This window comes from Kocuria sp. SL71, from assembly GCF_026672465.1.
Classification (GTDB): Bacteria; Actinomycetota; Actinomycetes; order Actinomycetales; family Micrococcaceae; genus Kocuria; species Kocuria palustris.
This window is the reverse complement of sequence record NZ_JAPPRE010000001.1, coordinates 921,111-946,327: the sequence shown is the minus strand read 5'-3', so window position 1 is coordinate 946,327 and position 25,217 is coordinate 921,111. Positions and strand designations below refer to the sequence as shown.

Sequence of the window (25,217 nt, the reverse complement as noted above, 5' to 3'; positions counted from 1 at the left end):
CCCTGGAGCCGGGACCGCGAGGCTCAGGCCAGCGAGATGAGGTCCTGGTACTCCTGCGACCAGTGGTCCTCGATGCCGTCCGGCAGCATGACCACGCGCTCAGGGTTCAGCGCCTCCACCGCTCCCTCGTCGTGGGAGACCAGGACGACGGCGCCCTCGTAGCGGCGCAGCGCGGCCAGGATCTCCTCGCGGGAGGCAGGATCCAGGTTGTTGGTGGGCTCATCGAGCAGCAGCACGTTGGCCGAGGAGGCCACCAGAGTGGCCAGGGCCAGCCGGGTCTTCTCACCGCCGGAGAGCACGCCGGCGGGCTTGTCGACGTCATCGCCCTGGAACAGGAACGAGCCGAGCACGGTGCGTGCCTGGGTGTCGGTGAGCTCCGGGGCCGCCGTCTTCATGTTCTGCAGGACCGTGCGGTCCTGATCCAGGGTGTCGTGCTCCTGGGCGAAGTAGCCGAGCTTCAGGCCGTGGCCGGGCTCGACCTGCCCGAAGTCCGGCTCGGCCACGCCGGCCAGCATGCGCAGCAGCGTGGTCTTGCCCGCGCCGTTGAGGCCCAGGATCACCACGCGCGAGCCGCGGTCGATGGCCAGGTCGACGTCGTTGAAGATCTCGAGCGAGCCGTAGGACTTGGACAGCCCGGAGGCCCGCAGAGGGGTCTTGCCGCAGGGCGCCGGTGCCGGGAAGCGGATCGCGGCGACCTTGTCCTGGACGCGCTCGCCCTCCACGGAGGCCATCAGCCGCTCGGCGCGCTTGAGCATCTGCTGCGCCGCCACGGCCTTGGTCGCCTTGGCGCGCATCTTCTCGCCCTGGGCCTTCAGTGCCGTGGCCTTCTTCTCCGCGTTGGCGTACTCCCGCTTGCGGCGGTGCTCGTCCTGCTCGCGCTGGGCCTTGTAGCGCTTCCAGTCCATGTTGTAGACATCCACGACCGCCCGGTTGGCGTCGAGGTAGAGGACCTTGTTGACCACCATCTCCATGAGCTCGACGTCGTGGGAGATCACCAGGACGCCGCCGGAGTAGCTGCGCAGGAACTCGCGCAGCCAGGCCACCGAATCGGCGTCGAGGTGGTTGGTGGGCTCGTCGAGCAGCATCGTGTCGGCATCCGAGAACAGGATGCGGGCCAGCTCCACGCGTCGGCGCTGACCACCCGAGAGCGTGCGCAGCGGCTGGTTGAGCACGCGGTCCGGAAGGTCCAGGTTCGCGGTGATCGTGGCGGCCTCGGACTCGGCCGCGTAGCCGCCGCCAGCCTGGAACTCGGTCTCCAGGCGGGGGTAGCGCTTCATGGCCCGGTCCCGCACGGTCTCGTCCTCGGAGGCCATCTCCTCCTCGGCTGTGCGCATGCGGGCGATGACCTCCGCAAGGCCGCGCGCGGAGAAGATCCGGTCGCGGGCCAGCTGCTCCATGTCCTCGACCTTGGGGTCCTGCGGCAGGTAGCCGATCGTGCCGCTGCGGGTCACGGTGCCTCCGGCCGGGATGCCCTCGCCGGCCAGCACGCGGGTCATGGTCGTCTTGCCGGCGCCGTTGCGCCCGACCAGGCCGACCTTGTCGCCCTTCTGCACCCGGAAGTCCACGTCGTCCATCAGCAGCCGGGCTCCGGCTCGCAGTTCGAGGTTCGACACGGTGATCACTTCAGGCACGGCCTTTCGACGGGGGCGGCCGCCGTCGGCGGACGGCGGAACCGATGCAGTCTAGCCGGGAGCATTCCCCGGCGCTGTCAGCTGGGACACCGCTGCCCGGATCGACCGGACCGGCGACGCGCCCCCGCGCCCGGTCGGGGCGCCTCCCCGCAGGCCTAGACTCGACCGGAGGCTGTGCCCCCGCCATGGAGGCGACAGATGAGATCCCGATCGAAGGCGAACCCGATGACCAGTGACCCGACCCCGGCCGGCACCGCGTCCACGGGCGACCCCGATCGCTCGCCCCGGCGCGGAGGGGCGTCGTCCGGCGGCTCGCACATCGCCGCGGCGGAGCCCGTGCTGCACCAGCACTCGGATGCCCCGGGGCCCGCGCAGCCGCCGGAGCAGCTGGATGCCGGCGGCGGCGTCTGGCGCGATGCGATGGGCCGTGCCGCAGGGCGCGCCGCGCAGATCCTGATCCTTGGCATCCTGGCGGCAGCCCTCGTCTGGGTGATGATCATCGTCCAGCTGGCGGTCATCGCGGCGCTCGTCGCCCTGATCCTGGCGACCACGGTCGGGCCGCTGGTCAACGCCCTGGTGCGCCGCGGCCTGCCGCGCTGGGCCGGTTCCGCGATCGTGTTCGTGGCGCTGATCGTGGTGGTCTCGGGCATCGTCGCCGCGGTCGCCGCCACGGTCACGGCCGAATGGGACACGCTGTCCCAGCAGTTCGCCCAGGGGGTCGATGACATCGAGGGCGTGCTCACGGACCCCTCCGTGCCGATCGACTCCCAGATGCTCTCCGACCTGACGTCCTCCGCCGGGTCCATGCTCTCGTCGCAGGCGGTCGTCTCGACTCTGTTCTCGAGCTTCGGAACCGCCGGCAGCGTCCTCACGGGCACGATCCTCTCGCTGGTCATGCTGTTCTTCTTCCTGAAGGACGGCCCCCGGATGTGGAACTTCCTGCTGCGCTGGTTCCACGGCGGGGTCCGCGCCCGCATGGCCGAGACAGGTGATCGCACGGCCGAGGTCCTGGGCGGATACGTCCGGGGCATCGTCATCGTGGCCACCGTCGACGCCACCCTGATCGGTCTCGGACTGTGGGCGATCGGCGTCCCGCTGGCGCTGCCGCTGGCGGTGCTGTGCTTCCTGTCCGCCTTCATCCCGATCGTGGGCCCGTTCTTCTCGGGCTTCTTCGCGGCCATCGTGGCGCTGGTGACGCTGGGGCTCCCCTCGGCGCTGGCGGTCGCGGCGCTGACCATCATCGTCAACAACGTCGACGGCAACCTCCTCCAGCCCCTGATCGTGGGCAAGTCCCTGAGCCTGCACCCGCTGATCGTGCTCACGGCGCTGACGATCGGCGGGCTGGTCGGCGGGATCGTGGGCACCATCCTGGCCACGCCCGTGACCGCGGTGGCCTGGTCGGTGATCCAGATCTGGTCGGATCGCTACCAGTCCGGCGACGACCCCGTGCTGGGAGCAGATCCCGTCGATCCAGCCACCTCTGCGGCGCGCCGAGCCTCGCTGGCCGAGCGCTGGCGCTATCAGGCCATGCGGCTGCAGCCTGCCCGCCATGCCTCCCGTGGCGCGACCGCGACCGATGCCGCCACCGGTCAGCTGCTGCCGGCCGCGCATCCGCCGACCCAACCGCTGCGGGATCCCGTGGCCGAGTGGCCTGTGCACCAGCCCGACGGCGGCACACCCCGGGCCGAGCCGCGCTCCGAGGAGATCGGCGATCTCGGTCGTCCCGCGCCGTGGGGCGAGACCGCAGGCGCGGGCGGCCGGTCGAGCAGCGGTCCCGACGAGGGCGAGACCGCGGACTCTTGCCACGACCGGCGCCCTGCTGCCGATTGATATCCGAACCCTCCCTTATCCTTGTGCCATGCCTTCATCATCGTCAGCATCCTCCCGTCCTCAGGATTCCGCCGACTCCGCACAGACCGCTCCTGCCGCCGCACGGAAGCATTCCGCCTCCGGTCGCAGCGCGGGCACGGACCTCGGCCTGATCGCTGTCTTCGCGGCCTTCGTGGCCGTGTGCGCCGTCCTACCCGCGATCCCCGTGGGCCCCCTGGCCGTGCCGATCACGCTGCAGACGCTGGCCGTGTACCTCACCGGACTGGTGCTGGGCGGCCGCCGGGGCTTCCTGGCCGTCGCGCTCTATGTGGTGGTGGGTCTCGTCGGGCTGCCGATCTTCTCCGGCTTCCGCGGCGGGCCGGCGGTCCTCGCCGGCCCCTCGGCCGGCTACATCATTGCGTTCCCGATCGCCGCCGCCTGCGTAGGGTTCTTGGCCTACGCCGTCCTGCGCCGCGGCGTCTCACGAGGGCGTGTGCTCCTCGGGCTGATCAGCGCTGCGCTGCTCGGCGGCTTCTTGATCACCCGCGTCTTCGGCATCCCCGGAATGATGCTCAACGGCGGACTCACCCTGCGCGATGCCTTCCTGGCAGATCTGCTCTACTGGCCCGGCGATCTGCTCAAGCTCGTGCTGGCGGCGATGATCGCCGCCGCCGTGCACCGCGCCTTCCCCCGGCTGGCCGCACGGTCGTGAGCGGCGGGCAGCACCGCGGAATCGAGCTGCGCGAGATCGTCGTCGAGGTCCCCGGCCCGCCGAGCAGCAGCGAGCCCGTTCGCCTGCTCGGGCCGCTGAGCGTCGAGCTGCACGAGCGCCGGATCGCGGTGATCGGGCTCAACGGCTCCGGCAAGTCCACGCTGCTGCGCGTGCTCAACGGCCTGGCCGAGGTCTCCTCGGGTTCGGCCCGCGTCCACGGGACGGACGCGGTGCACGACGTCCGCGCGGCCCGTCGCGCCGTCGGGTTCCTGTTCTCGGATCCTGCCGCCCAGCTGCTGATGCCTACGGCCCAGGAGGACGTCGAGCTCTCCCTCCGGGTCGCGGGCGAGCCCTCCGGACGACGGGCCGAGATCGCCGGGCGGCTGCTCGAGGAGGCGGGCCTGTCCCGGCAGCGCCATCAGTCGATCCACGACCTCTCCGGCGGTGAGCGCCAGCTCGTGGCCCTGACGGCGGTGCTGGCCGTGCAGCCCAGGGTGCTGGCCCTCGATGAGCCCACCACGCTGCTGGACCTGCGCCACCGCGATGACCTGCTCGAGCGCCTCGACGCCCTGCCCCAGCAGCAGATCATCTCCACGCACGACCTGGAGCTGGCCGCCACGGCCCAGCGGGCGCTGCTCATCCACGACGGCCTCCTGCTGGATGACGGCCCCGCCGAGGAGGTCATCGACCGCTACCGGCGCTGCTGCCGCGAGGGCTTCCCCACCGCTCCGCCGGGCCCCGGGACCGCTCCGTGAGCCGTTCGCGCCGCAGGCTCTTCGGCTTCCACCGCCCGGCCGACACCCCGGTCCACCGCGCCCCTCTGGCGCTCAAGGCCTCCGGCGTGGCGGTGATCTCGGTGCTGCTGATGCTGCCCTTCCCATGGCTGCTGCGACGGCTCGGCATCGAGGCGCCCGAGACCTCCTGGGCGGTGCCCGCCGGGTGCCTGCTGCTGGTCCTGCTCGCGGCAGCCGCCGCACGCATAGGTCCGCGCGCCTGGTGGCACAGTCTCCGTCCCGCCTCGTGGATCCTGGGTCTGCTGGCGGCCTATCACCTGCTGCTGCGCCGCGATCCCGCCATGGCCGCCGAGGTGCTGCTCACGGTCGTGACCGCGCTGCTGGCCACCCGGGTCCTGCTGGAGACCACGCCCCTGCCCGAGCTGCTCGACGGGCTCGTGCGGCTGCTGTCCCCGCTGCGGCTGATGGGGGCGGATCCGGAGCGGATCGGGCTGGCGATCCAGATCATGCTGCGCTCGATCCCGTTCCTGACCGGCGTGCTCGACGACCTCCGCGATGCCGCCGGCGCGCGGTGCCCGGCTCGGCCCCGCCGGGCTCGCCGCTCCCCTGGTGATCTCCGCCGTGGCCCACGGGCAGCGCACCGGCGAGGCACTGGCTGCCCGCGGACTGGACTCGCCTCGGCCGTGACCCGTCCCACGGTCGTTAGAGTGGCCGTGAACCAGCACCCGAGATCAGGAGAGTCGATCGTGAAGTTCCTCTGCCGCATGCAGATCCAGTTCCCCGAGTCCATGTCCGCCGAGGAGGTGGCCCAGAAGCAGGCCCAGGAGAAGGAGTACTCCCAGGGGCTGCAGGAGGCCGGTGAGTTGGAGGCCATCTACCGCGTGGTCGGGCAGTACGCCAACGTGTCGATCTTCGAGGTCGAGTCCAACCAGCGACTGCACGAGATCCTCTCGGGCTTCCCCATGTACCCGTACATGACGATCGAGACCACTCCCCTGTGCCAGCACCCGAACTCGATCCGCTGATCGAGCGCTGACGCGGGGCCGTCGGGCCCGCGCAGCCCCGATGGGGCCCGCACACACGACGACAGCGCCCGGTCGCGCAGCTGATCAGCTGCGCGACCGGGCGCCGTCGTGCGCCGCAGGCGGGTCAGATGTTGAAGCCCAGGGCCCGCATCTGGTCGCGGCCGTCCTCGGTGATGCGCTCCATGCCCCACGGCGGCATCCAGACCCAGTTGACGTGCCACTCGTCGACGAGCGGGCCGAGGTTCTGCTCGACCTGCTCCTCGATGACGTCCTGCAGCGGGCAGGCCGCCGTGGTCAGCGTCATGTCGAGCTTGAGGGCCCCGTCCTCCATGTAGGAGGCGCCGTAGAGCAGGCCCAGATCGACGATGTTCACGCCGAGCTCGGGATCGATGACGTTCTTCAGCGCGTCCTCGACCTCGGAGATCTGCGGCGCGCCCGCGGGGACCTGGCCCGCGTCGGCGGTCGTTTCGGTCATGGTGTCCTCCTCGTCCGGGTTCAGCCGGTCACTTGGCGGCCGCGACGTACTTGTCGTAGCCCTCGGCCTCGAGCTGCTCGGCCAGCTCCGGACCTCCCTGCTCCACCACGCGGCCGTCGGCGAAGACGTGCACGTGATCGGGAGCGATGTAGCGCAGGATGCGGGTGTAGTGGGTGATGAGCATGACGCCCATGCCGTTGGCGGCCTTGGCGCGGTTCACGCCCTCGGACACGACCTTGAGGGCATCGATGTCCAGGCCGGAGTCGGTCTCGTCCAGCAGCGCCATCTTGGGCTTGAGCAGCTCGAGCTGCATGATCTCCATGCGCTTCTTCTCGCCGCCGGAGAAGCCCTCGTTCACGTTGCGCTGGATCATCTGCGGATCCATCTTCAGCTGAGCGACGGCCTCCTTGACGTCCTTGGTCCAGGTCCGCAGAGCGGGGGCCTCGCCGTCGACGGCGGTCTTGGCCGAGCGCAGGAAGTTGGAGGTGGTCACGCCCGGGATCTCGACCGGGTACTGCATGGCCAGGAAGAGCCCGGCCCGCGCCCGCTCGTCCACGGACATCTCCAGGACGGACTCGCCGTCCAGCAGGATGTCGCCCGAGTCCACGCGGAACTTGGGGTGGCCCGCGATGGTCGAGGCCAGCGTGGACTTGCCGGAGCCGTTGGGCCCCATGATCGCGTGGACCTCATCCGAGTTGATGGTGAGGTTCACGCCCTTGAGGATCTGCTTGCTGTTCTCGTCGTCGAGCAGGACCGATGCGTGCAGGTCCTTGATCTCCAGAGTGCTCAAAAGTCTCTCCTGAAATGGTGAAGGTGTGGGTGCCGTGATCGGCAGGTGCTTCGGTGGCGGGGCCTCAGGCGCCGCGCTCGACGTTGGCCAGCTCGGCCTCGACGATCTCGCGCAGGCGCTCCTCGATGCTCTCGTCCTCGATCTGCTGCAGGATCTCGAAGAGGAAGCCGCGCACCACCAGGGCGCGGGCATCGCGCTCGCTGATGCCTCGCGACATGAGGTAGTAGAGGTGCTCCGCATCCAGCTGGCCCGTGGTGGAGGCGTGGCCGGCACCGGCGATCACTCCGGTCTCGATCTCCAAGTTGGGGATCGAGTCCATCCGGGGCCCGTCGTTGAGGATCAGGTTCCGGTTGAGCTCGTAGGTGTCGGTGGCCTCGGCGGCCGGGCGGATCAGGACGTCGCCGACCCACACCCCGTGGGCGCCCTCGCCCTGCAGCGCGGACTTGTAGGTCACGCGCGAGCGGCAGTTGGGCTGCGAGTGGTCCACGAACAGCCGCGACTCGAGGTGCTGGCCGTCGTCCACGAAGGTCAGCCCGTACATCTCGACGTCGGCACCCGGGGCGCGGAAGCGCACCGACGGAGTCACTCGCACGGTGTCCCCGCCCAGGGAGACGACCACGTGCTTGAAGCGCGAGTCGCGGCCGAGCGAGACGTGCTGCGCCGAGGCGTGCACGGTGCCCTCGTCCTCCCACTCCTGCAGGGAGACCACGGTGATGTTCGCCGAATCGGCGATCGAGAACTCGACGTTCTGCGAGACCACGGCCGAGCCGTGGTGGCGCAGCACGATGCGCGCCTTCGAGAACTGCTCGGCGACCACGACCAGGTGGGAGGCGGCCGGATCGGGGCTGGTGCCCTCGATCTCGATCATCACGGTGCCGTCGATCTCGGCCTCGGCCGGGACCGTCACCACGGTGGCCTCCTGGAAGGCGGCCCAGGCGCTGGCCGAGAGGCGGTCCTCGGGGATGCCGGCCGAGCCCACGCGGGCGTCGTCGCGGCCCACGGTCTCGACGCGCACGCGATCGGAGCCGGACACGGTCACCGCCGGGGCGGGCCCCGTCAGCTCATCCGTGTGCAGTCCCTTGAGGCGCTTGAGCGGGGTGAACCGGAAGTCCTCCTCGCGCCCGGTCAGCTCCGGGAAGTCCGCGAGGTCGTAGGACGCCTGCCGATCGGCGCGCGAGGTGCCGGCGATCTTGGTGCCCTTGACCTTGCCGTCCTCCTGCGAGGCGGAGACCCCCATGGCCTCCTCCTCGGACTCGACCATGGCGGTGGCGAGCTTCTCGCCCTCCTGGGTCATCCCGGGGATGGCGATGCGCGCCTCATCGGTGCGCACGCCGTTGACCACATCCTCCTCGGGGGTGGTGGTGCCGGGTGCTGCGGCGGTGTTGGGCTTATCAGCCAACGGATCCCTCCATCTGCAGTTCGATCAGGCGGTTGAGCTCGAGCGCGTACTCCATGGGCAGCTCGCGGGCGATCGGCTCCACGAAGCCGCGCACGATCATGGCCATGGCCTCGTCCTCCGGCAGGCCGCGCTGCATGAGGTAGAACAGCTGCTCCTCGGACACGCGCGAGACTGTGGCCTCGTGGCCCATGGAGACGTCGTCCTCGCGGATGTCGACGTACGGGTACGTGTCCGAGCGCGAGACGGTGTCCACGAGCAGGGCGTCGCAGACCACGTTCGACTTGGCGTGGTGGGCGCCCTCGCGGACCTGGACCAGGCCGCGGTAGGCGGAGCGGCCGCCGTTGCGGGCCACCGACTTGGACACGATCGACGACGACGTGTGCGGGGCGACGTGCACCATCTTGGAGCCGGTGTCCTGGTGCTGGCCCTCGCCGGCGAAGGCGATCGAGAGGGTCTCGCCGCGGGCGTGCTCGCCGGTCATGTAGACCGCCGGGTACTTCTGGGTGACCTTGGAGCCGATGTTGCCGTCGACCCACTCCATGGAGGCGCCCTCGTGGGCGATGGCGCGCTTGGTCACCAGGTTGTACACGTTGTTCGACCAGTTCTGGATGGTCGTGTAGCGCACGCGGGCGTTCTTCTTGACGATGATCTCGACGTTGGCCGAGTGCAGCGAGTCCGTCTTGTAGATCGGCGCGGTGCAGCCCTCGATGTAGTGGACGTAGGAGTCCTCATCCGCGATGATCAGCGTCCGCTCGAACTGGCCCATGTTCTCCGTGTTGATGCGGAAGTAGGCCTGCAGCGGGATGTCCACGTGGACGCCCTTGGGCACGTAGACGAACGACCCGCCGGACCACACGGCCGTGTTCAGCGCGGCGAACTTGTTGTCGCCCACCGGGATGACCGTGCCGAAGTACTCCTCGAAGAACTCCGGGTGCTCGCGCAGCGCGGTGTCGGTGTCCATGAAGATGACGCCCTGGGCCTCCAGGTCCTCGCGGATCTGGTGGTAGACGACCTCGGACTCGTACTGCGCGGCTACGCCGGCCACCAGGCGGGAGCGCTCGGCCTCGGGGATGCCCAGCTTCTCGTAGGTGTCGCGGATCTCCTCGGGCAGCTCCTCCCAGGAGCCGGCCTGCTGCTCGGAGGCGCGCACGAAGTACTTGATGTTGTCGAAGTCGATGCCCGACAGGTCCGCGCCCCAGGTGGGCATGGGCTTGCGCTGGAAGAACTTCAGGGCCTTCAGGCGCAGGTTCAGCATCCACTCGGGCTCGTTCTTGCGCGCCGAGATGTCGCGCACGACGTCCTCGTCGATGCCGCGGCGCGCGGAGGCTCCCGCGACGTCCTTGTCGGCCCAGCCGTACTCGTACGTCCCGATGCCCTCGAGCTCGGGGTTCTTCTCCAGGATGTCGGAGATGGTGGTGTCGTTGGCTTGTGTCACATCTGTCACGACGGCCTCCTCTGGTGGTCTGCTGCCGATCCGGGCTCTGCCCGGTCGACCGCGGTGGTTCGGATGGTGAGGGAAAGTCTCAGGTGCGCTCGGCGCTGCGTGGTGGATCCTCGTCCCGGCGCTCGAGGGGCACATGCGTGTTGCACACGTGCGCCCCGGAGGCCAGCGTGGACAGCCGACGGATGTCGACGCCCAGCAGGGAGCCGATCATCCTCGTCTCCGCCTCGCAGAACTCGGGGTGGTCCTCTGCCAGCTCGAGCAGGGGGCAGTGCCCCTGGCACAGCTGCAGGGAGGCCATTCCGCGGCGCTGGGAGCCGACCTGCACCACGGTGGAGCTGGCGGCGTAGCCGTCGGCGGCCATCTGGCGCACGAGGGCGTCCAGACGATCGGCGACGTCCTCCCCTGCAGCCTCGACGGCCGGGCGGTACCGGTTCTCGATGCGGTGCTGGTGACGCTGCACGAAGCCTCGCAGGGCCTCTTCTCCCCCGAGCTCGCGCAGGGTGCGCAGGGCGTCGTGGGCGACCTCGAGGTAGTCGTTGCCCAGGCGCTCGTGGCCCTCGGGGGCCACCACGTAGCGACGGGCGGGGCGACCCGCACCTGCTCCGGGGCGGCGCACCAGGGTGACCTCGATGAACCGATCCCGCTCCAGGGCGTCCAGGTGACGACGCACTGCAGCGGCCGTGAGGCCCATCTGCGCTGCGATCTCGCTGGCGGAGACGGGTCCGGATTCCAGGACGGCGTTGAGGATCCGGGATCGGGTGGTGGACTCGGCGGCGTCCTCGGTGCTGCGCGCGCTCCTGACTTCCGTCTGGACCATGCTCGTACCGCCTCTCGCCGTCTCGGGGGTCCGTGATCCGGACCCTGTCCAATACACAACTCAAGTATGTCCAAATCCATTCCGCGTTCCTAGCAAGGTCACCCTCAGAAAGACCGTGATGTGATGAGAACCTCATCCTTCGACTCGATCAGGCGCAGAACGCACAGGGGCCGCTGGATTCCGCAGCGACGGATTCCAGCGGCCCCTCCCGAACCGGTGCGGGCTTCGATGCGCCCTCAGACGGTGACGGGCCCGTCGCGGCGCTCGGCCTCCGTCAGCACGGGAGCCTCGGAGGTGACGTGGAAGCCCTTCTCCACCGCCATGGACACGACGGCCACGAACAGGGCCGAGCCGATGAGGTGCAGCGCGACCACCAGGATCGGCAGGCCGTTGAAGAACTGGTAGAAGCCGATCAGCGCCTGCATGATCACGACGAGTCCCACGAGCTGCAGCGACCGGCGCACCGCCATGGGCCAGGTCCGGCGGCCGACGAGCAGTCCGATCAGCACCAGCGCGACGACGGCGTAGGCGGGCAGAGCGTGCAGCCGGGCGATCACCAGGGCGTCGAAGGTGTGCCGCACGACGTCGCCGGCGTCGCCGCCGTGGGGACCCGTGCCGGTGACCAGCGTGCCCAGGTAGATGCTCAGCGCCGCGAACACGGCCAGTGCGATGAGCAGCCCGCGGATCGGGCCGCGCTGCTGCGGCGACTGTCCGGCCAGCTCCGCCTGCGCCACGTGCTCCAGGCTCAGCCGCCGGGTCCGATTCACGAGCATCGCGGCCATGGCGATCATGGCGGAGGAGATCATGAAGTGGATGCCCACGATCCACGGATTCAGACCGGTCAGCACCGTGACGCCGCCGACCACAGCCTGAACGGGGATGCCGAGTCCGAGCAGCAGGGTCAGCACGAACAGCGACGCGTGACGGCTGGCCATGCGCACGACGGCCAGGAAGGCCAGCACGGCGACGATCATGAGCACGCCCGTCAGAGTGCGGTTGCCGAACTCGATGAACCCGTGGATGCCCATCTCCGAGGTGTTGGTCCAGGACTCGTCGGTGCACCGGGGCCAGGTGGGGCAGCCGAGGCCGGAGCCGGTGAGCCGGACCAGGCCGCCGGTGAGGATCAGCAGCATGTTGGCCGCCAGGGAGGCCCAGGCCGTGAAGCGGACCCATCCGTCGACCTGGCCGCGCAGGAAGAAGCCGATCGGAGCTCGATCGCTGCGCGGCTCGGGTCCAGGCCCCGGAGCCTCCCGCGGGTCGTCGCCGAGGTCCGAGGCGGTCGGGGCCGAGGAAGGGGTGCTCACGTGCTCACGTCCAGGATCTGAAAGGGGGTCAGTGCTTGCGCGACCGGAGCGCCGGGCGCCCGACCAGTCTAGTCCTGCACCCTGTGCACGCGGACCGGAGCCGGCGGCCCGTGTGCAGTCTCAGCTCCAGCGGAACAGACGGACGGTCGCCGCCCAGCTGAGCAGGCCCCATACGGCCAGGACCGCCAGATGCAGCACCAGGGGGCCGTGGCCGGTGCCGACCAGCACGATGCGCAGCGACTCCCCCAGCGCAGCCGATGGCAGCAGCGAAGCCGCCCAGCCGAGCACACCCGGAAGGGCTGCGGCCGGGCCCAGGGTTCCGCCGGCTGCCGCCAGCAGGACCCACAGCAGATTGACGACGGCCAGCGTGGCTTCAGCGCGCAGCGTGCCGGCCTGAGCAGGCCCAGCCCGGTGAACACCGCGGCGCCCACCCCGAGGATCAGCAGCATGGCCAGCACCGACAGCGGCTCGGGCCGCCAGCCCAGGGCCAGACCGATCCCGCAGATCAGCACCGTCTGCACGGCCAGCACCGCCAGGATGGCGCCGAGCTTGCCGGCGATGAGCCCGAACCGGCCCAGGGGCGTGGTGGACAGCTGCCGGAGCACGCCGTAGCGGCGGTCGAAGCCGGTCTGGATGCCCTGGCCGGAGAACGCGTTCGAGATCACCGACAGCGCCAGGACCCCGGGCACGGCCAGGTCGATCCTCTCGGCACCGGCCGGCAGCGCCCCGTCGAGCAGATCCATCCAGGTCAGGGCGAACAGGGCCATGACCGGGAGGATGATCAGCAGCAGCAGCTGCTCGCCGTTGCGCAGCATGGTGCGCGTCTCGTAAGCGGCCTGGGCGGCGACGCGCCGGGCAGCAGGGGCCGGCCGCGACGGGGCCGGGTCCTCGGAAGCAGTACGAGACAGGATGGTCCTCTCGGTCATCGGATCTGCCTCCCCGACAGCTCCAGGAAGACGTCCTCCAGCGAGCGGGGCTGGAGGCTCAGGGACAGGGGCAGCTCGCCGGTGGCCGCGAGCCACTGGCTCAGCTCGGCCAGCTCCTGCGGGCGCGTCGCACCGCTGATCACGATCCGGGCTCCCTCAGCGCTGACCTGCAGGCCCGGGCGCTGCACGAGCTCAGGGGGATGCTGCGCCCAGCGCTGCTGCTGGGCGGCGGTGAGCTCCACGCGCAGGGCTCCGGAGCGGCCGTCGCCGTCGATCAGCTCCTGCACGGAGCCGCAGGCGCGGACCTGGCCCTCATCCACGATGACCACCTGGTCGGCCAGGCGCTGGGCATCGTCGAGCAGGTGCGTGGTGAGGATGACGGCGGTGCCGTCGCCGCGCAGCTCGTCGATCAGGTCGAAGACCACCGCGCGCGACTGGGGATCCAGGCCGGCCGAGGGCTCGTCGAGGAAGACGATCTCCGGCCTTCCGGCCAGCGCTGCGGCCAGCGACACGCGCTGGCGCTGGCCGCCGGAGAGCCGCCGGATGGGGGTTCCGGCGAAGGAGCCGATGCCCAGGCGCGCCTGGAGCTCGTGCTGCGGGACCGGGTCCTGGTACATCGCGCTGATGTGGCGCAGGTACTCCCCTGCCCTGACCGACTGCGGCAGGCCGCCGTCCTGCAGCATCACGCCGGCGCGGGCGCGCAGCTCCGGTCGGGCGCCCCAGGGCTGCTCGCCCAGCAGCCGGACGGTCCCGGAGGTGGGCCGCCGAAGGCCCTGGGCGCACTCGAGCGTGGTCGTCTTGCCCGCCCCGTTGGGCCCCAGCAGCGCGGTGACCTCGCCGTTGCGGGCCGTGAGGCTCAGGCCGTCCACGGCCCGGAGCCTCGAGCGCGGCGCAGGCGTGTCCACGCCCGTGTCGGGGTCGCGGCTCCCCCGGCGTCGCCGGCTGGGCGCGCGGCGCTGCGGGAACGCCATCACCAGGTCCTCGATCTCGAGCGCGGCCGTCACTGCTGCATCTCCGCGCGCAGATCGCGGACGGCCGAGCGGATGCGCTCGCGGCTGGGCGTGCCCACCGGGTGCAGGGGCCGCCTCGGCGGGGCGGTGCGCATGCCGCAGATGTCATTGAGGGCGTAGAGCGAGCTCAGCGGCCGCTCCCAGCGCAGCACCTCGATCAGCGGGGAGAACGCCCGGCGCCAGCGGTCCACGAGCTCGACGTCCCTGGCCGCAGCGGCGGCGCGGAACGCGACCCACTCCCGGGGCAGTGCGGCGGCGAAGCCGGTGTGCCAGGCGATCGAGGCATCGGCCGAGTTCAGGATCAGCGAGGTCCCGGCGATCCCGAAGCTCGTCCCGGGCTCGGCCAGCTCCAGGAAGAGGTGGCGACGGTTCTGCAGGGCGCGCTCGGAGTCGACCGTGTCCTTGAACGCCACGACGTTGCCCAGATCGCTCAGCTCGGCGGCCAGGTCCACGGGGTAGACGAAGCCGGTGGTCGAGGGGTTGTTGTCCAGGCACAGCGGCAGCGCGACCGACGAGGCCACGGTCTCGACCTGATCCGCGATCTCGGGCGAGCGCAGGGCCACATAGGACAGCGGGTTCAGCACCAGGCCGTCCGCTCCGGCGCTCTCCGCGTCCCACGCCAGCTCCAGGACGTCCTGGGTCGTCATGGCGGAGACTCCGGCTCCCACGGGGATCCCGGAGCCCGCGGCAGCCTGGACGGCCGTGCGCACCACGGTGGCACGCTCCTCGGAGCTCAGATAGGCGAAGGAGCCGGCCGTGCCGAGCACGCAGATCGAGTCCACGCCCGAGCCGACCAGGACCTCGACCTGGCGGGCGAGCTCAGGCAGGTCCACGGCGCCGGCGGTCGTGAACGGTGTGACCGGATAGGCGATCAGCCCGGAGAAGTCCATCCTGAGCGTGCTCTCGATTCTGGAGGGAGTGATGGGGCCGCGACCCGTGCGGGTCCGGGGAACGGGGACTCAGCGCGAACCGGCTGGTCGGCGGGCGCGAGGGTCGCCGTGCGTCAGCTGAGCGACGTTCAGAGGATCGGTCCGCCGAGGAACGGATCCAGCGCCACGGCCACGAACACGAGGCTCAGATAGGTGATCGAGCCGTGGAAGACCTTCATGGCCTGTGTGGAGGTGGGCTCAGCCTGGCTGGCCAGCCCCAGCAGCCGGTGGCACTGCAGCAGGAACCAGGCTCCGGCGGCCAGCGTGACCACGGCGTAGACCCAGCCGGCGCCGCCGACCGGGACGAGCAGCAGCGAGCAGATGACGGTGGCCCAGGCGTAGAGCACGACCTGGCTGGCCACGCGCCCATCCGAGGCGATCGCCCCGAGCATGGGGATCCCGGCGCGGGCGTAGTCGTCCGAGTACTTCATCGACAGCGGCCAGTAGTGGGGCGGGGTCCACAGGAAGATCACCGCGAACAGCACGACGGCCGGCCACTCGACGGTCCCCGTCACCGCGGCCCAGGCGATCAGCACCGGCATGCAGCCGGCGATCCCGCCCCAGACGATGTTCTGGCTGGTCCGCCGCTTGAGGATGATCGAGTAGAAGACCGCGTAGAGGAAGATCGCCGCGGCCGTCAGCACGCCCGACAGGACGTTGACCGCCAGGGCGAACAGCAGCACCGAGGCCACCGAGAGGACCCAGCCCAGGACCAGGGCCTCCCAGTCGTTGACCACGCGAGTGACCAGCGGGCGCTTGGAGGTGCGCTTCATCAGCCGGTCGGACTCGCGGTCGATGTAGGAGTTGAAGGCGCCCGCGGCACCTGCGGAGAGCGTGCCGCCCACAAGGGTGACCAGGATCAGCCAGATGCTCGGGAAGCCGCCGTTGCCGTGGTAGTGGTGGGCGAAGATCATGGTCGGCACCGTGGCCACGAGCAGCAGCTCGACGATGCGCAGCTTCATCAGCTGCAGGTACGCCCGCACGCGCTGACCAGGTGTGGTCCGCCCGCTCTCCCGACGCGCATCCGACGGCTCCTGGGGACCGGTCGGTGCTGCATGCCTGGAGACCTGCGCTGAACTCACGTGAACTGACTCCCTGGAACGGTGACGGGGTCGACGACTCGGAAACGGACTCCCCGTCGTCCAGGCCGACCCGGGCCCGGAAGGAGTGTGCGCGGCGCCTGGCGGATGGCGTGCGACGGGGATGGTCTGCCCAGTCTAGACCCTCATGGCCGCTCGCGCCGTGGCCCGCGACGCATCACCGGCGATGCGACAGGAGGAGGCATCGACTACGCCCTCAGGCAAACCACGGAATCACCCCTTCCGCTGACCGACGGGTGATCTAGGCTGGATCCACAACTCCGGCATCGCCGCACGTGCGAGCGGTGCCATGCGCCCCGAGAAAGGACAGTGCACCTGTGCCTCAGTCTGATCAGACACTCACCTGGACCGATGTCGACCGCCGCGCCGTGGACACCGTCCGCGTGCTCGCCGCGGACGCCGTGGAGAAGGTGGGCTCAGGACATCCCGGGACGGCCATGAGCCTGGCCCCGGCCGCCTACCTGCTCTTCCAGAAGGTCATGCGCCATGACCCCAGCGATGATCGCTGGACCGGCCGCGACCGCTTCATCCTCTCCCCGGGCCACACCTCGCTGACGCTGTACATCCAGCTCTTCCTGGGCGGGTTCGGCCTGGAGATGAAGGACCTGGAGGAGCTGCGCACCTGGGGCTCCAAGACCCCGGGCCACCCGGAGTACCGCCATACGGCCGGCGTGGAGATCACCACCGGCCCGCTGGGCCAGGGCCTCTCCTCGGCCGTGGGCTTCGCCTACGCCCAGCGCTACACCCGTGGGCTCTTCGACCCCGAGTCCGCGCCGGGCCAGTCCCCGTTCGACCACCGCGTCTACACGATCGTCTCCGACGGCGACCTCCAGGAGGGCGTGACCTCTGAGGCGTCGTCGCTGGCCGGGCATCAGGAGCTCGGCAACCTCATCGCGATCTACGACCAGAACCAGATCTCGATCGAGGACGACACCGACGTCGCGTTCACCGAGAACGTCGCCGAGCGCTACAAGGCCTACGGCTGGCACGTCCAGACCGTGGACTGGACCGCAGGCGGCCCCAACGGCAACGAGTACGTCGAGGACGTCCAGGGCCTGCACGACGCCATCCGGGCTGCGGAGGCGGAGACCTCCGCCCCGTCGCTGATCTGCCTCAAGACGATCATCGGCTATCCGGCGCCCAGCAAGCAGAACACCGGCGGCATCCACGGCTCCAAGCTCGGTGCCGAGGAGCTCGCGGCCACCAAGAAGGTCCTCGGCTTCGACGCCGAGCAGAGCTTCGTGATCGAGGACGAGGTCCTGTCGCACACCCGCGAGCTCGTCGAGCGCGGCAAGGCCGATCGCGAGGAGTGGGAGAAGGGCTTCGCCGAGTGGCGCCAGGCCCACCCGGACCGCGCCGAGCTCTACGACCGCCTGCGCGACGGCACCCTCCCCGAGGGCTACGCCGAGGCCTTCCCGCAGTTCCCTGCCGGTGAGACCGTGGCCACCCGCGCGGCCTCCGGCAAGGTCATCAACGCGATCGCCGACACCTTCCCCGAGCTGTGGGGCGGCTCCGCCGACCTCGCGGGATCGAACAACACCACGATCGAGTCGGCCAACTCGTTCAACCCGTCCAGCCGCACCACCAAGAAGTTCTCGGCGGACCCGTACGGACGCGTCCTGCACTTCGGCATCCGCGAGCACGCCGCTGCCGCCATCGTCAACGGCATCACCATGTCGTCGCAGACGCGCGCCTTCTCGGGCACGTTCCTGATCTTCTCGGACTACCAGCGCCCGGCAGTGCGCCTCGGCGCGGTCATGCGGGTCCCGTCGATCTACATCTGGACCCACGACTCGATCGGCCTGGGCGAGGACGGCCCCACGCACCAGCCGGTCGAGCAGCTCAGCTCGCTGCGCGGCATCCCGGGCCTGAACGTCGTGCGCCCGGCCGACGCCAACGAGACCTCGGTGGCCTGGCGGACCATCATGGAGACCACGGAGAGCCCCTCCGGCCTGGCGCTGACCCGCCAGAACGTCCCCACGTTCCGCCGCGAGGACATCCACCCGGACGGCGAGGGCGAGGCCTTCGCCTCGGCCGAGGGCACTGCCAAGGGCGGCTACGTCCTGGCCGACGCCCCGGAGGGCACGTCCCTGGACGTCGTCCTCATCGGCACCGGATCCGAGGTGCAGCTGGCCGTGGAGGCCCGCGAGCAGCTCAAGGAGAAGGGCATCGGCGCGCGCGTCGTGTCCATGCCGTGCCGCGAGTGGTTCGACGCCCAGGACCAGGACTACCGCGAGTCCGTGATCCCCCGCGAGCTCACCGCCCGCGTGAGCGTCGAGGCCGGCATCGCCATGTCCTGGAACGACCTGCTCGGCTCGAGCGGCCGCGCTGTCTCGCTCGAGCACTTCGGCGCCTCCGCCGCCTACGAGCGCCTCTACAGCGAGTTCGGCATCACCGCCGAGGCCGTCGTCGAGAAGGCCCAGGAGTCCATCGCCGCCGCGAAGTGACGCACCCGGTGACTGCGGCCGATCCGTCGGCCGCAGTCACCGGCCCCAGCACGACCACGCAGCGTCGCCTGCACCGCAGACGCACTGACGATCCTTCGACATCACAGGAGCATCATCATGACCGACACCACTGCCAAGCTCTCCCAGGCCGGAGTCTCCATCTGGCTCGACGACCTCTCCCGCGAGCGTCTGAGCACCGGCAACCTGCAGGAGCTCATCGACACCAAGGACGTCGTGGGCGTGACCACGAACCCCACGATCTTCGCGGGCGCGCTGTCCAACGGGGAGTCCTACGCGGCTCAGGTCAAGGAGCTGGCCGCCGAGGGCGTCGACGTCGACGAGGCCGTCTTCCGGATCACGACCGACGACGTCCGCGACGCATGCGACGTCTTCGCCCCGATCGCCCAGGCGACCCAGGGCAAGGACGGCCGCGTCTCGATCGAGGTCGATCCCCGGATGGCGAATGACGCCCAGGCCACCTCGGAGATGGCCCAGCGCCTGGCGCAGACCATCGATCGCGACAACGTGCTGATCAAGATCCCGGCCACCGAGGTCGGCCTCCCCTCGATCACTGCCACGCTGGCCGAGGGCATCTCGGTCAACGTGACCCTGATCTTCTCGCTCGAGCGCTACCGTGCCGTCATCAACGCGTTCCAGACCGGTCTGGAGCAGGCGCTGGAGAACGGCAAGGACCTCTCGAAGATCCACTCGGTCGCCTCGTTCTTCGTCTCCCGCGTGGACTCCGAGGTCGACAAGCGCCTGGATGCCATCGGCACCGATGAGGCGACCGCGCTGAAGTCCAAGGCCGGCCTGGCCAATGCCCGCTTGGCCTACCAGGTCTACCAGGAGGCGTTCTCCACGGAGCGCTGGAAGCGCTTGGCCTCGGCCGGCGCCAACGCCCAGCGCCCCCTGTGGGCCTCGACCGGCACCAAGGACCCGTCGCTGCCGGACACGCTCTACGTGGACGGACTGGTGGCCGCCGACGTCGTGAACACCATGCCGGAGAAGACCCTGGACGCCGTGGCCGATCACTCGGAGATCACCGGCGACACGATCACCGGCACCTATGACGAGTCCAACGCGCACCTGGACCGCCTGGCCGAGCTGGGCATCGACTACGACGAGGTCGTGAACCTGCTCGAGAAGGAGGGCGTCGAGAAGTTCGAGGCCTCCTGGGCCGAGCTGCTCGAGACCGTGCAGTCGGCGCTGGACTCCTCGCGCTGAGTCCCTCAGGCCACCGGATCTCGCGTCTGCTCGCTGTCCGGTGGCCCCCGTCGGCCCGTCCGCTCCGGCCGTCGCCGCAGCGGACGGGCCGACGCACCGCAGGACCGCAGCATCGCAGGACTTCAAGCATCGGATCGCGAGGCAGATCGGCCGCCGACGGCCGAACCGGAGCCCCGCTCATCGAGAGGACATCATGAGCACCCTTTCCGTCACCGCCGCGGGCGCCGCCCGCGAAGCCATCGATCGCCACGTGCCGCAGCTCGTCGAGGACCGCTTCGCCTCGCGGCTGTTCGCCAAGGACCACACCCTGTGGGGCGCCGACGCCGAGGACGAGGCCTCGAAGCGCCTGGGCTGGGTCGAGGCGCACGACGTCTCCCGCCCCCTGATCGAGGAGATCCTCGAGCTTCGCTCGGCGTTCGAGGCCGAGGGCGTCGACCGCTTCGTGCTCGCGGGCATGGGCGGCTCCTCGCTGGCCCCCGAGGTCATCACCCGCACCGCAGGCGTAGAGCTGTTCGTGCTCGACTCCACGGACCCGGTGATGGTCCAGGCGGCGCTGTCGGATCGCATCGGCCGCACCGCGGCGATCATCTCCTCCAAGTCCGGCTCGACCGTCGAGACCGACTCGGCCCGTCGCGCCTTCGAGAAGGCCTTCACGGATGCCGGGATCGATCCGGCGCGCCGTCTGGTGGTCGTGACCGATCCGGGCTCCCCGTTCGATAAGACCGCCCGCGAGGCCGGGTATCGCGCCGTCTTCAACGCCGATGCCTCGGTGGGCGGGCGCTTCTCCGCCCTGACGGCCTTCGGCCTGGTCCCCTCGGGGCTGGCAGGCGCAGACATCACCGCCCTGCTGGATGACGCCGAGGCCGCCGCCGAGATGCTGCGCGAGGACGCCGGGGACAACCTGGCTCTGCGCCTCGGTGCGGCCCTTGGCGGCACCTCGCCGCTGCGCGACAAGATCGTGCTGCAGGACCGCGGCTCCGGCATCGTCGGATTCGCCGACTGGGCCGAGCAGCTGATCGCAGAGTCGACCGGCAAGCTGGGCACCGGCATCCTCCCCGTCGTCGTGGGCCAGGACGCTCCCGAGCTGCAGGCCCCCGTGGCCGCCGACGTCCTGCCGGCGCTGCTGGTGGCCTCGGACGACGAGAGCGTCCTGACTGGAGACGTCGACGCTGTGGCGGTCGCCGGCTCGCTCGGCGCGCAGATGCTGCTGTGGGAGGTGGCCACCTCCGTGGCCGGCGCCCTGCTGAAGATCAACCCGTTCGATCAGCCGGATGTCGAGTCCGCCAAGATCGCCACTCGCGCCGTGCTCGCGGACAAGCCCGAGCCGACTCCGGCGGACCTCGTCGACGGCTCCGTGGAGATCCGCGGCGACGCCTCGCTGCTGGACGGAGCCGATGACCTGCGCGGGGCCATCCAGGCTCTGCTGAAGACGCTGCCGGACAACGGCTACCTGGCTGTCCAGGCGTACTTCGACCGTCTGACCTGGACCGAGCTCGAGGATGCCCGTCCGCTGCTGGCCAGCATCACCGGACGTCCCACCACGTTCGGCTGGGGCCCGCGCTTCCTCCACTCGACCGGTCAGTTCCACAAGGGCGGCACCCCCGTGGGCTCGTTCCTGCAGATCACTGCAGCCTCGGACACCGACCTGGACATCCCGGGCGGCGACTTCACCTTCGGCGAGCTGATCTCCGCCCAGGCCGACGGCGACGCCCAGGTGCTGCGCGAACACGACCGCCCCGTGCTGCAGCTGCGCCTCACCGATCGCGAGACCGGCGTCAGCCAGGTGCTCGACGTCCTGCACGCGATCCTGGGCCGCTGACCCGGTCCTGGCAGAAACGGACCCCGTCCGGCCTCAGCCTGCGCCGCGCCGTCGCCCGCTCTCAGGGCGGCGGCGCCGCGCACGCCGGACCCGGCTCTCGCCGCGTTCTCGCGCTGCTCCCCCGCCGCCGCCGCTCGGCCGTCGTCGGGCAGGAGTAGTCTCATCCCCGCCCGACGTCCTCGGATGCTCCGCGCACCCGACGTCGTGCCCGCACCCCAGCCCTGCTCTCCAGAGGAGCCCCGTGCCGCATTCCGCACCTCCTTCGACCAATCCGCTGCGCGATCCCTGCGATCGCCGCCTCGCCCGCGTTGCCGCACCGTCGGCCCTCGTGCTCTTCGGCGTGACGGGCGATCTCGCCCGCAAGAAGCTGCTGCCCGCCATGTACGACCTCGTGAACCGGGGCCTGCTGCCGCCGTCGTTCTCGCTGGTCGGCTTCGGACGCCGCCAGTGGAGCCACGAGGACTTCGCCGCCTACGCCCGCAAATCGGTGATGGCCAACGCCCGCACCGAGTTCCAGGAGACCGTGTGGCAGCAGTTCGCCGCCGGCCTGCGCTTCGTGCAGGGCGAGTTCGACGACTCCGCCGCCTACGACCGCCTGACCGAGGTCCTCGCCGAGCTCGATGAGGACCGCGGCACCCGGGGCAACCACGCCTTCTACCTCTCGATCCCGCCCAAGGCCTTCGAGCTCGTGTGCCAGCAGCTGGCCGAGCACGGCCTGGCGGAGAACCCCGAGGCCGAGGGTTGGCGCCGCGTGGTCATCGAGAAGCCCTTCGGCCACGATCTCGAATCCGCCAAGGAGCTCAACTCGATCGTGGAGAGCGTGTTCTCCCACGACGCGATCTTCCGGATCGACCACTACCTGGGCAAGGAGACGGTCCAGAACATCCTGGCCATGCGCTTCGCCAACGCCATGTACGAGCCCCTGTGGAATGCCGACCACATCGATCACGTGCAGATCACCATGGCGGAGTCGATCGGGATCGGGACCCGCGCCGGGTACTACGACGGCGTGGGCGCGGCCCGCGACGTCATCCAGAACCACCTGCTGCAGCTGCTGGCGCTGACCGCCATGGAGGAGCCCGGCAGCTTCACCGCCCGTGCGCTGCGCTACGAGAAGGCCAAGGTCCTCTCGGCTGTCGTGCTCGGCGACGACCTCGGCGAGTCCTCGGCCATCGGCCAGTACGGCGAGGGCCTTCAGGGCGGCGAGGAGGTCAAGGGCTTCCTCGAGGAGCAGGACATCCCCTCGGACTCGCGCACGGAGACCTTCGCGGCGCTGCGCCTCGAGGTCGACAACCGCCGCTGGCAGGGCGTGCCGTTCTTCCTGCGGGCCGGAAAGCGCCTGGGCCGGCGCGTCACCGAGATCGCCGTGATCTTCAAGCGCACCCCCAACCGCCTGTTCACCCCGCACGACACCGAGGAGTTCGGTCAGAACGCGGTCGTGATCCGCATCCAGCCCGACGAGGGCGTGACGATCCGCTTCGGCTCGAAGGTCCCCGGCACGCAGTCGGAGATCCGCGACGTCACCATGGACTTCGGCTATGGCCATGCGTTCACCGAGTCCTCCCCCGAGGCCTACGAGCGCCTGATCCTGGACGTGCTGCTCGGCGAGCCGCCGCTGTTCCCGGATCACGAGGAGGTCGAGCTGTCCTGGAAGATCCTCGACCCGTTCGAGCAGTACTGGGCCGCCCATGACGTGCGCCCCGAGACCTACGCCCCCGGCTCCTGGGGACCCGCATCGGCGGACCGGCTGATGCAGCGAGAAGGAAGGACCTGGAGGCGACCGTGATCATCACCCTCGAGAACACCACCACCGCAGACGTCGACAAGACCCTGCAGCGCCTGCGCGAGGAGAGCGGCGTGGTCACCCTGGGCCGCGTCCTCACGCTCGTGATCGTGGCCGAAGCCGGGCACTCCGAGAAGGCCCTGGATGCCGCGATCGAGGCCTCCCACGAGCACCCGTGCCGCATCATCATGCACGTGGCGCACTCCGTGAACGACTCCACGCGCCTGGACGCCCAGGTCCGCGCCGGCGGCGACGCCGGTGCCTCGGAGGTCGTCGTGCTGCACGGCTACGGCGAGCTCGCCGAGCCGTCCGAGACCCTGGTCTCGGCGCTGCTGCTGCCGGACGCCCCTATCGTGGCCTGGTGGCCGCATCGGGTGCCGGTCAGCCCCGCCGCGTCGTCGATCGGCCGGATCGCCCACCGCCGCATCACCGACTCCACCACCGCGGAGGACGTCGTGCAGACGCTGGCAGACCTGGCGGCCAACTACCGTCCCGGCGACACCGACATCTCCTGGACGCGGCTGACCATGTGGCGCGTCCAGCTCTCTGCGGCCTACGAGCAGGCCCCGCCCAGCCCCATGGTCGAGGTCGTCATCACCGGCGCCGAGGAATCCTCCCGCGTCCGGCTGCTGGGGTCCTGGCTGGGTTCTCGGCTGGACTGCCCCGTGCGCCTGGAGCACTCGGAGCGCTGCGAGCACGGCCTGGACACGGTCCGCCTGGTCCGCGAGGACGGCGAGATCGTCCTGGACCGCCCCGGCGACACCCTGGCCACGCTGAGCCAGCCCGGTCAGCACGACCAGACGGTCGCCCTGCCGCACCGGACCCTCAGCGCCTGCCTGGCCGAGGAGCTGCGCCGCCTGGACCCGGATGAGGTCTACGGCGACGTCCTGCGCGCGGTGGTCGACTTCGAGACCCTGTTCCAGGCCGGGCAGTCCCCCGCCGAGTCCGGATTCGCGGATCCCGCAGAATCGACGGATCAGCTGTGGGTCTCCGGCCAGGAGGCCGACGCCGAGGCAGCCGAGCAGGAGCACCTCACGGAGGAGCGGTCATGAGCGCACCCGAGATCCGCACCGCCTCGTCCAAGGACGAGCTCGCCGACCTGGTGACCCGCGAGGCGATCGCGGTCCTCGCGCAGGCCCAGCAGCAGCGCGGCCGCGCCTCGATCGCCCTCACCGGCGGGACCATGGGCACCAAGTCAGTCGCTGCTCTGGCCGCGGCCTCGCGGACCACGGAGCAGGACCTGAACTGGTCCCGGATCGATTTCTGGTGGTCGGATGAGCGCTTCCTGCCCCGCGGCGATTCCGAGCGCAATGTGCAGCAGGCCATGGACGCCGTGACCGCCGCGGCCCCCGAACTGCAGCTGCCGCCGGAGAACGTCCACGTGATCGGCAGCGCCGATGAGTTCTCCACGCCGGAGGACTCCGCGCAGGACTACCTCGACGAGCTTCGCGCTGCGGCCGCCGATCAGGGCACCGGCGGGCTTCCGCCCCTCGACATCGCCCTGCTGGGCGTGGGCCCGGACGGCCATGTGGCCTCGGTGTTCCCGGGGCGTCCGGAGCTGGAGATCGAGGAGGCCACTGTGGTGGCCGTCCACGACTCCCCCAAGCCGCCCCCGCTGCGCGTGTCCATGACGCTGCCGCTGATCCGCACCGCCGCCCACGTGTGGTTCGTGGTGGCCGGCGAGGACAAGACCGAGGCCGTGGGCCGCCTGCTGGCCGGAGGTCCGCTCGAGCAGACGCCGGCCTGCGGTGCCCGGGGCACCGTCAGCACGCGCCTCTACGGCACGCCCGACGCCCTTCCCGAGGGCCGCGGCTGAGACGGAGCACAGGAAAGAGGCCC

At 70.5% G+C, this 25,217-nt stretch carries 20 protein-coding genes and 1 pseudogene; 10 read left to right on the top strand and 11 right to left on the bottom strand.

Going from position 1 to position 25,217, the window contains the following annotated elements:
• Window positions 1-23 precede the first annotated feature (23 nt).
• Complete coding sequence (locus OVA15_RS04320) at window positions 24-1,622, bottom strand: ABC-F family ATP-binding cassette domain-containing protein (protein WP_024290436.1); 1,599 nt, start codon at window positions 1,620-1,622, stop codon at window positions 24-26.
• A gap of 234 nt (window positions 1,623-1,856) precedes the next feature.
• On the opposite strand from OVA15_RS04320, the gene OVA15_RS04315 reads away from it, so the two are divergent.
• Genes OVA15_RS04315 through OVA15_RS13225 form a run of 4 tightly spaced genes read left to right on the top strand, consistent with a single transcriptional unit; the run spans window position 1,857 to window position 5,911 of the window.
• On the top strand, window positions 1,857-3,461 hold the full coding sequence (locus OVA15_RS04315) for an AI-2E family transporter (RefSeq protein WP_268143313.1): 1,605 nt from the start codon (window positions 1,857-1,859) through the stop codon (window positions 3,459-3,461).
• Window positions 3,462-3,489: 28 nt separating this feature from the next.
• Window positions 3,490-4,152: a biotin transporter BioY gene (locus OVA15_RS04310; RefSeq protein WP_204781756.1), complete on the top strand. Its 663-nt coding sequence runs from the start codon at window positions 3,490-3,492 to the stop codon at window positions 4,150-4,152.
• Window positions 4,149-4,907 carry an energy-coupling factor ABC transporter ATP-binding protein gene (locus OVA15_RS04305; RefSeq protein ID WP_268143310.1) on the top strand — a complete coding sequence of 253 codons (759 nt, stop codon included), beginning with the start codon at window positions 4,149-4,151 and terminating at the stop codon, window positions 4,905-4,907. Before OVA15_RS04310 ends, OVA15_RS04305 begins: the two co-directional genes overlap by 4 nt.
• On the top strand, window positions 4,904-5,911 hold the full coding sequence (locus tag OVA15_RS13225) for a muconolactone Delta-isomerase family protein (protein ID WP_326493260.1): 1,008 nt from the start codon (window positions 4,904-4,906) through the stop codon (window positions 5,909-5,911). Before OVA15_RS04305 ends, OVA15_RS13225 begins: the two co-directional genes overlap by 4 nt.
• 124 nt (window positions 5,912-6,035) lie before the next feature.
• Here OVA15_RS13225 and OVA15_RS04290 read toward each other — a convergent pair whose 3' ends face one another.
• From OVA15_RS04290 to OVA15_RS04245, 10 genes and pseudogenes are all read right to left on the bottom strand, one after another.
• Entirely contained in the window at window positions 6,036-6,386 is a 351-nt protein-coding gene (locus tag OVA15_RS04290; RefSeq protein ID WP_006213168.1) for a metal-sulfur cluster assembly factor, read from the bottom strand.
• A gap of 28 nt (window positions 6,387-6,414) precedes the next feature.
• A complete protein-coding gene (gene sufC / locus OVA15_RS04285; protein WP_006213169.1) occupies window positions 6,415-7,176 on the bottom strand; it encodes a Fe-S cluster assembly ATPase SufC in 762 nt (253 codons plus the stop codon).
• A gap of 64 nt (window positions 7,177-7,240) precedes the next feature.
• Window positions 7,241-8,470, bottom strand: coding sequence for a Fe-S cluster assembly protein SufD (sufD, locus tag OVA15_RS04280; protein WP_442786747.1), 1,230 nt, complete (start codon window positions 8,468-8,470; stop codon window positions 7,241-7,243).
• Between the two features lie 97 nt (window positions 8,471-8,567).
• Window positions 8,568-10,019, bottom strand: a complete 1,452-nt coding sequence (gene sufB, locus OVA15_RS04275; protein WP_024290442.1) for a Fe-S cluster assembly protein SufB — start codon at window positions 10,017-10,019, stop codon at window positions 8,568-8,570.
• 79 nt (window positions 10,020-10,098) lie between these two features.
• A complete protein-coding gene (locus OVA15_RS04270; RefSeq protein WP_024290443.1) occupies window positions 10,099-10,836 on the bottom strand; it encodes a helix-turn-helix transcriptional regulator in 738 nt (245 codons plus the stop codon).
• A 236-nt stretch (window positions 10,837-11,072) separates the two neighbouring features.
• Window positions 11,073-12,140, bottom strand: a complete 1,068-nt coding sequence (locus tag OVA15_RS04265; RefSeq protein WP_268143305.1) for a COX15/CtaA family protein — start codon at window positions 12,138-12,140, stop codon at window positions 11,073-11,075.
• 120 nt (window positions 12,141-12,260) lie between these two features.
• Window positions 12,261-13,066, bottom strand: a pseudogene (locus tag OVA15_RS04260) (ABC transporter permease).
• Window positions 13,063-14,070 (bottom strand): ABC transporter ATP-binding protein, encoded by a 1,008-nt coding sequence (locus OVA15_RS04255; protein WP_268143303.1) that lies wholly within the window; start codon window positions 14,068-14,070, stop codon window positions 13,063-13,065. The pseudogene OVA15_RS04260 and the gene OVA15_RS04255 overlap by 4 nt, the downstream one beginning before the upstream one ends.
• Complete coding sequence (locus tag OVA15_RS04250; RefSeq protein WP_006213176.1) at window positions 14,067-14,966, bottom strand: dihydrodipicolinate synthase family protein; 900 nt, start codon at window positions 14,964-14,966, stop codon at window positions 14,067-14,069. The genes OVA15_RS04255 and OVA15_RS04250 overlap by 4 nt, the downstream gene beginning before the upstream one ends.
• Window positions 14,967-15,094: 128 nt before the next feature.
• Window positions 15,095-16,087 carry a heme o synthase gene (locus tag OVA15_RS04245; protein WP_206390182.1) on the bottom strand — a complete coding sequence of 331 codons (993 nt, stop codon included), beginning with the start codon at window positions 16,085-16,087 and terminating at the stop codon, window positions 15,095-15,097.
• A gap of 335 nt (window positions 16,088-16,422) precedes the next feature.
• On the opposite strand from OVA15_RS04245, the gene tkt reads away from it, so the two are divergent.
• From tkt to pgl, 6 genes are all read left to right on the top strand, one after another.
• Window positions 16,423-18,552, top strand: coding sequence for a transketolase (gene tkt, locus OVA15_RS04240; protein ID WP_206390181.1), 2,130 nt, complete (start codon window positions 16,423-16,425; stop codon window positions 18,550-18,552).
• Between the two features lie 117 nt (window positions 18,553-18,669).
• On the top strand, window positions 18,670-19,776 hold the full coding sequence (gene tal / locus OVA15_RS04235) for a transaldolase (RefSeq protein WP_024290448.1): 1,107 nt from the start codon (window positions 18,670-18,672) through the stop codon (window positions 19,774-19,776).
• Between the two features lie 193 nt (window positions 19,777-19,969).
• Complete coding sequence (locus OVA15_RS04230; protein WP_206390180.1) at window positions 19,970-21,595, top strand: glucose-6-phosphate isomerase; 1,626 nt, start codon at window positions 19,970-19,972, stop codon at window positions 21,593-21,595.
• A gap of 241 nt (window positions 21,596-21,836) precedes the next feature.
• Window positions 21,837-23,381, top strand: coding sequence for a glucose-6-phosphate dehydrogenase (gene zwf / locus OVA15_RS04225; protein ID WP_268143299.1), 1,545 nt, complete (start codon window positions 21,837-21,839; stop codon window positions 23,379-23,381).
• The gene (locus tag OVA15_RS04220; RefSeq protein WP_251714970.1) at window positions 23,378-24,430 is read left to right on the top strand and encodes a glucose-6-phosphate dehydrogenase assembly protein OpcA; all 1,053 of its coding nucleotides are present in this window, start codon (window positions 23,378-23,380) and stop codon (window positions 24,428-24,430) included. The genes zwf and OVA15_RS04220 overlap by 4 nt, the downstream gene beginning before the upstream one ends.
• The gene (pgl, locus tag OVA15_RS04215) at window positions 24,427-25,194 is read left to right on the top strand and encodes a 6-phosphogluconolactonase (RefSeq protein ID WP_058870892.1); all 768 of its coding nucleotides are present in this window, start codon (window positions 24,427-24,429) and stop codon (window positions 25,192-25,194) included. The genes OVA15_RS04220 and pgl overlap by 4 nt, the downstream gene beginning before the upstream one ends.
• Window positions 25,195-25,217 lie beyond the last annotated feature (23 nt).

What these genes read in the sequence shown, in the direction of transcription:
- OVA15_RS04315 (WP_268143313.1), top strand. Translation starts at nt 1,857, where the DNA reads ATGACCAGTGACCCGACCCCGGCCGGCACCGCGTCCACGGGCGACCCC.
- OVA15_RS04310 (WP_204781756.1), top strand. Translation starts at nt 3,490, where the DNA reads ATGCCTTCATCATCGTCAGCATCCTCCCGTCCTCAGGATTCCGCCGAC.
- OVA15_RS04290 (WP_006213168.1), bottom strand. Translation starts at nt 6,386, where the DNA reads ATGACCGAAACGACCGCCGACGCGGGCCAGGTCCCCGCGGGCGCGCCG.
- sufD (WP_442786747.1), bottom strand. Translation starts at nt 8,470, where the DNA reads ATGACCCAGGAGGGCGAGAAGCTCGCCACCGCCATGGTCGAGTCCGAG.
- OVA15_RS04270 (WP_024290443.1), bottom strand. Translation starts at nt 10,836, where the DNA reads ATGGTCCAGACGGAAGTCAGGAGCGCGCGCAGCACCGAGGACGCCGCC.
- OVA15_RS04250 (WP_006213176.1), bottom strand. Translation starts at nt 14,966, where the DNA reads ATGGACTTCTCCGGGCTGATCGCCTATCCGGTCACACCGTTCACGACC.
- tal (WP_024290448.1), top strand. Translation starts at nt 18,670, where the DNA reads ATGACCGACACCACTGCCAAGCTCTCCCAGGCCGGAGTCTCCATCTGG.
- OVA15_RS04230 (WP_206390180.1), top strand. Translation starts at nt 19,970, where the DNA reads ATGAGCACCCTTTCCGTCACCGCCGCGGGCGCCGCCCGCGAAGCCATC.
- pgl (WP_058870892.1), top strand. Translation starts at nt 24,427, where the DNA reads ATGAGCGCACCCGAGATCCGCACCGCCTCGTCCAAGGACGAGCTCGCC.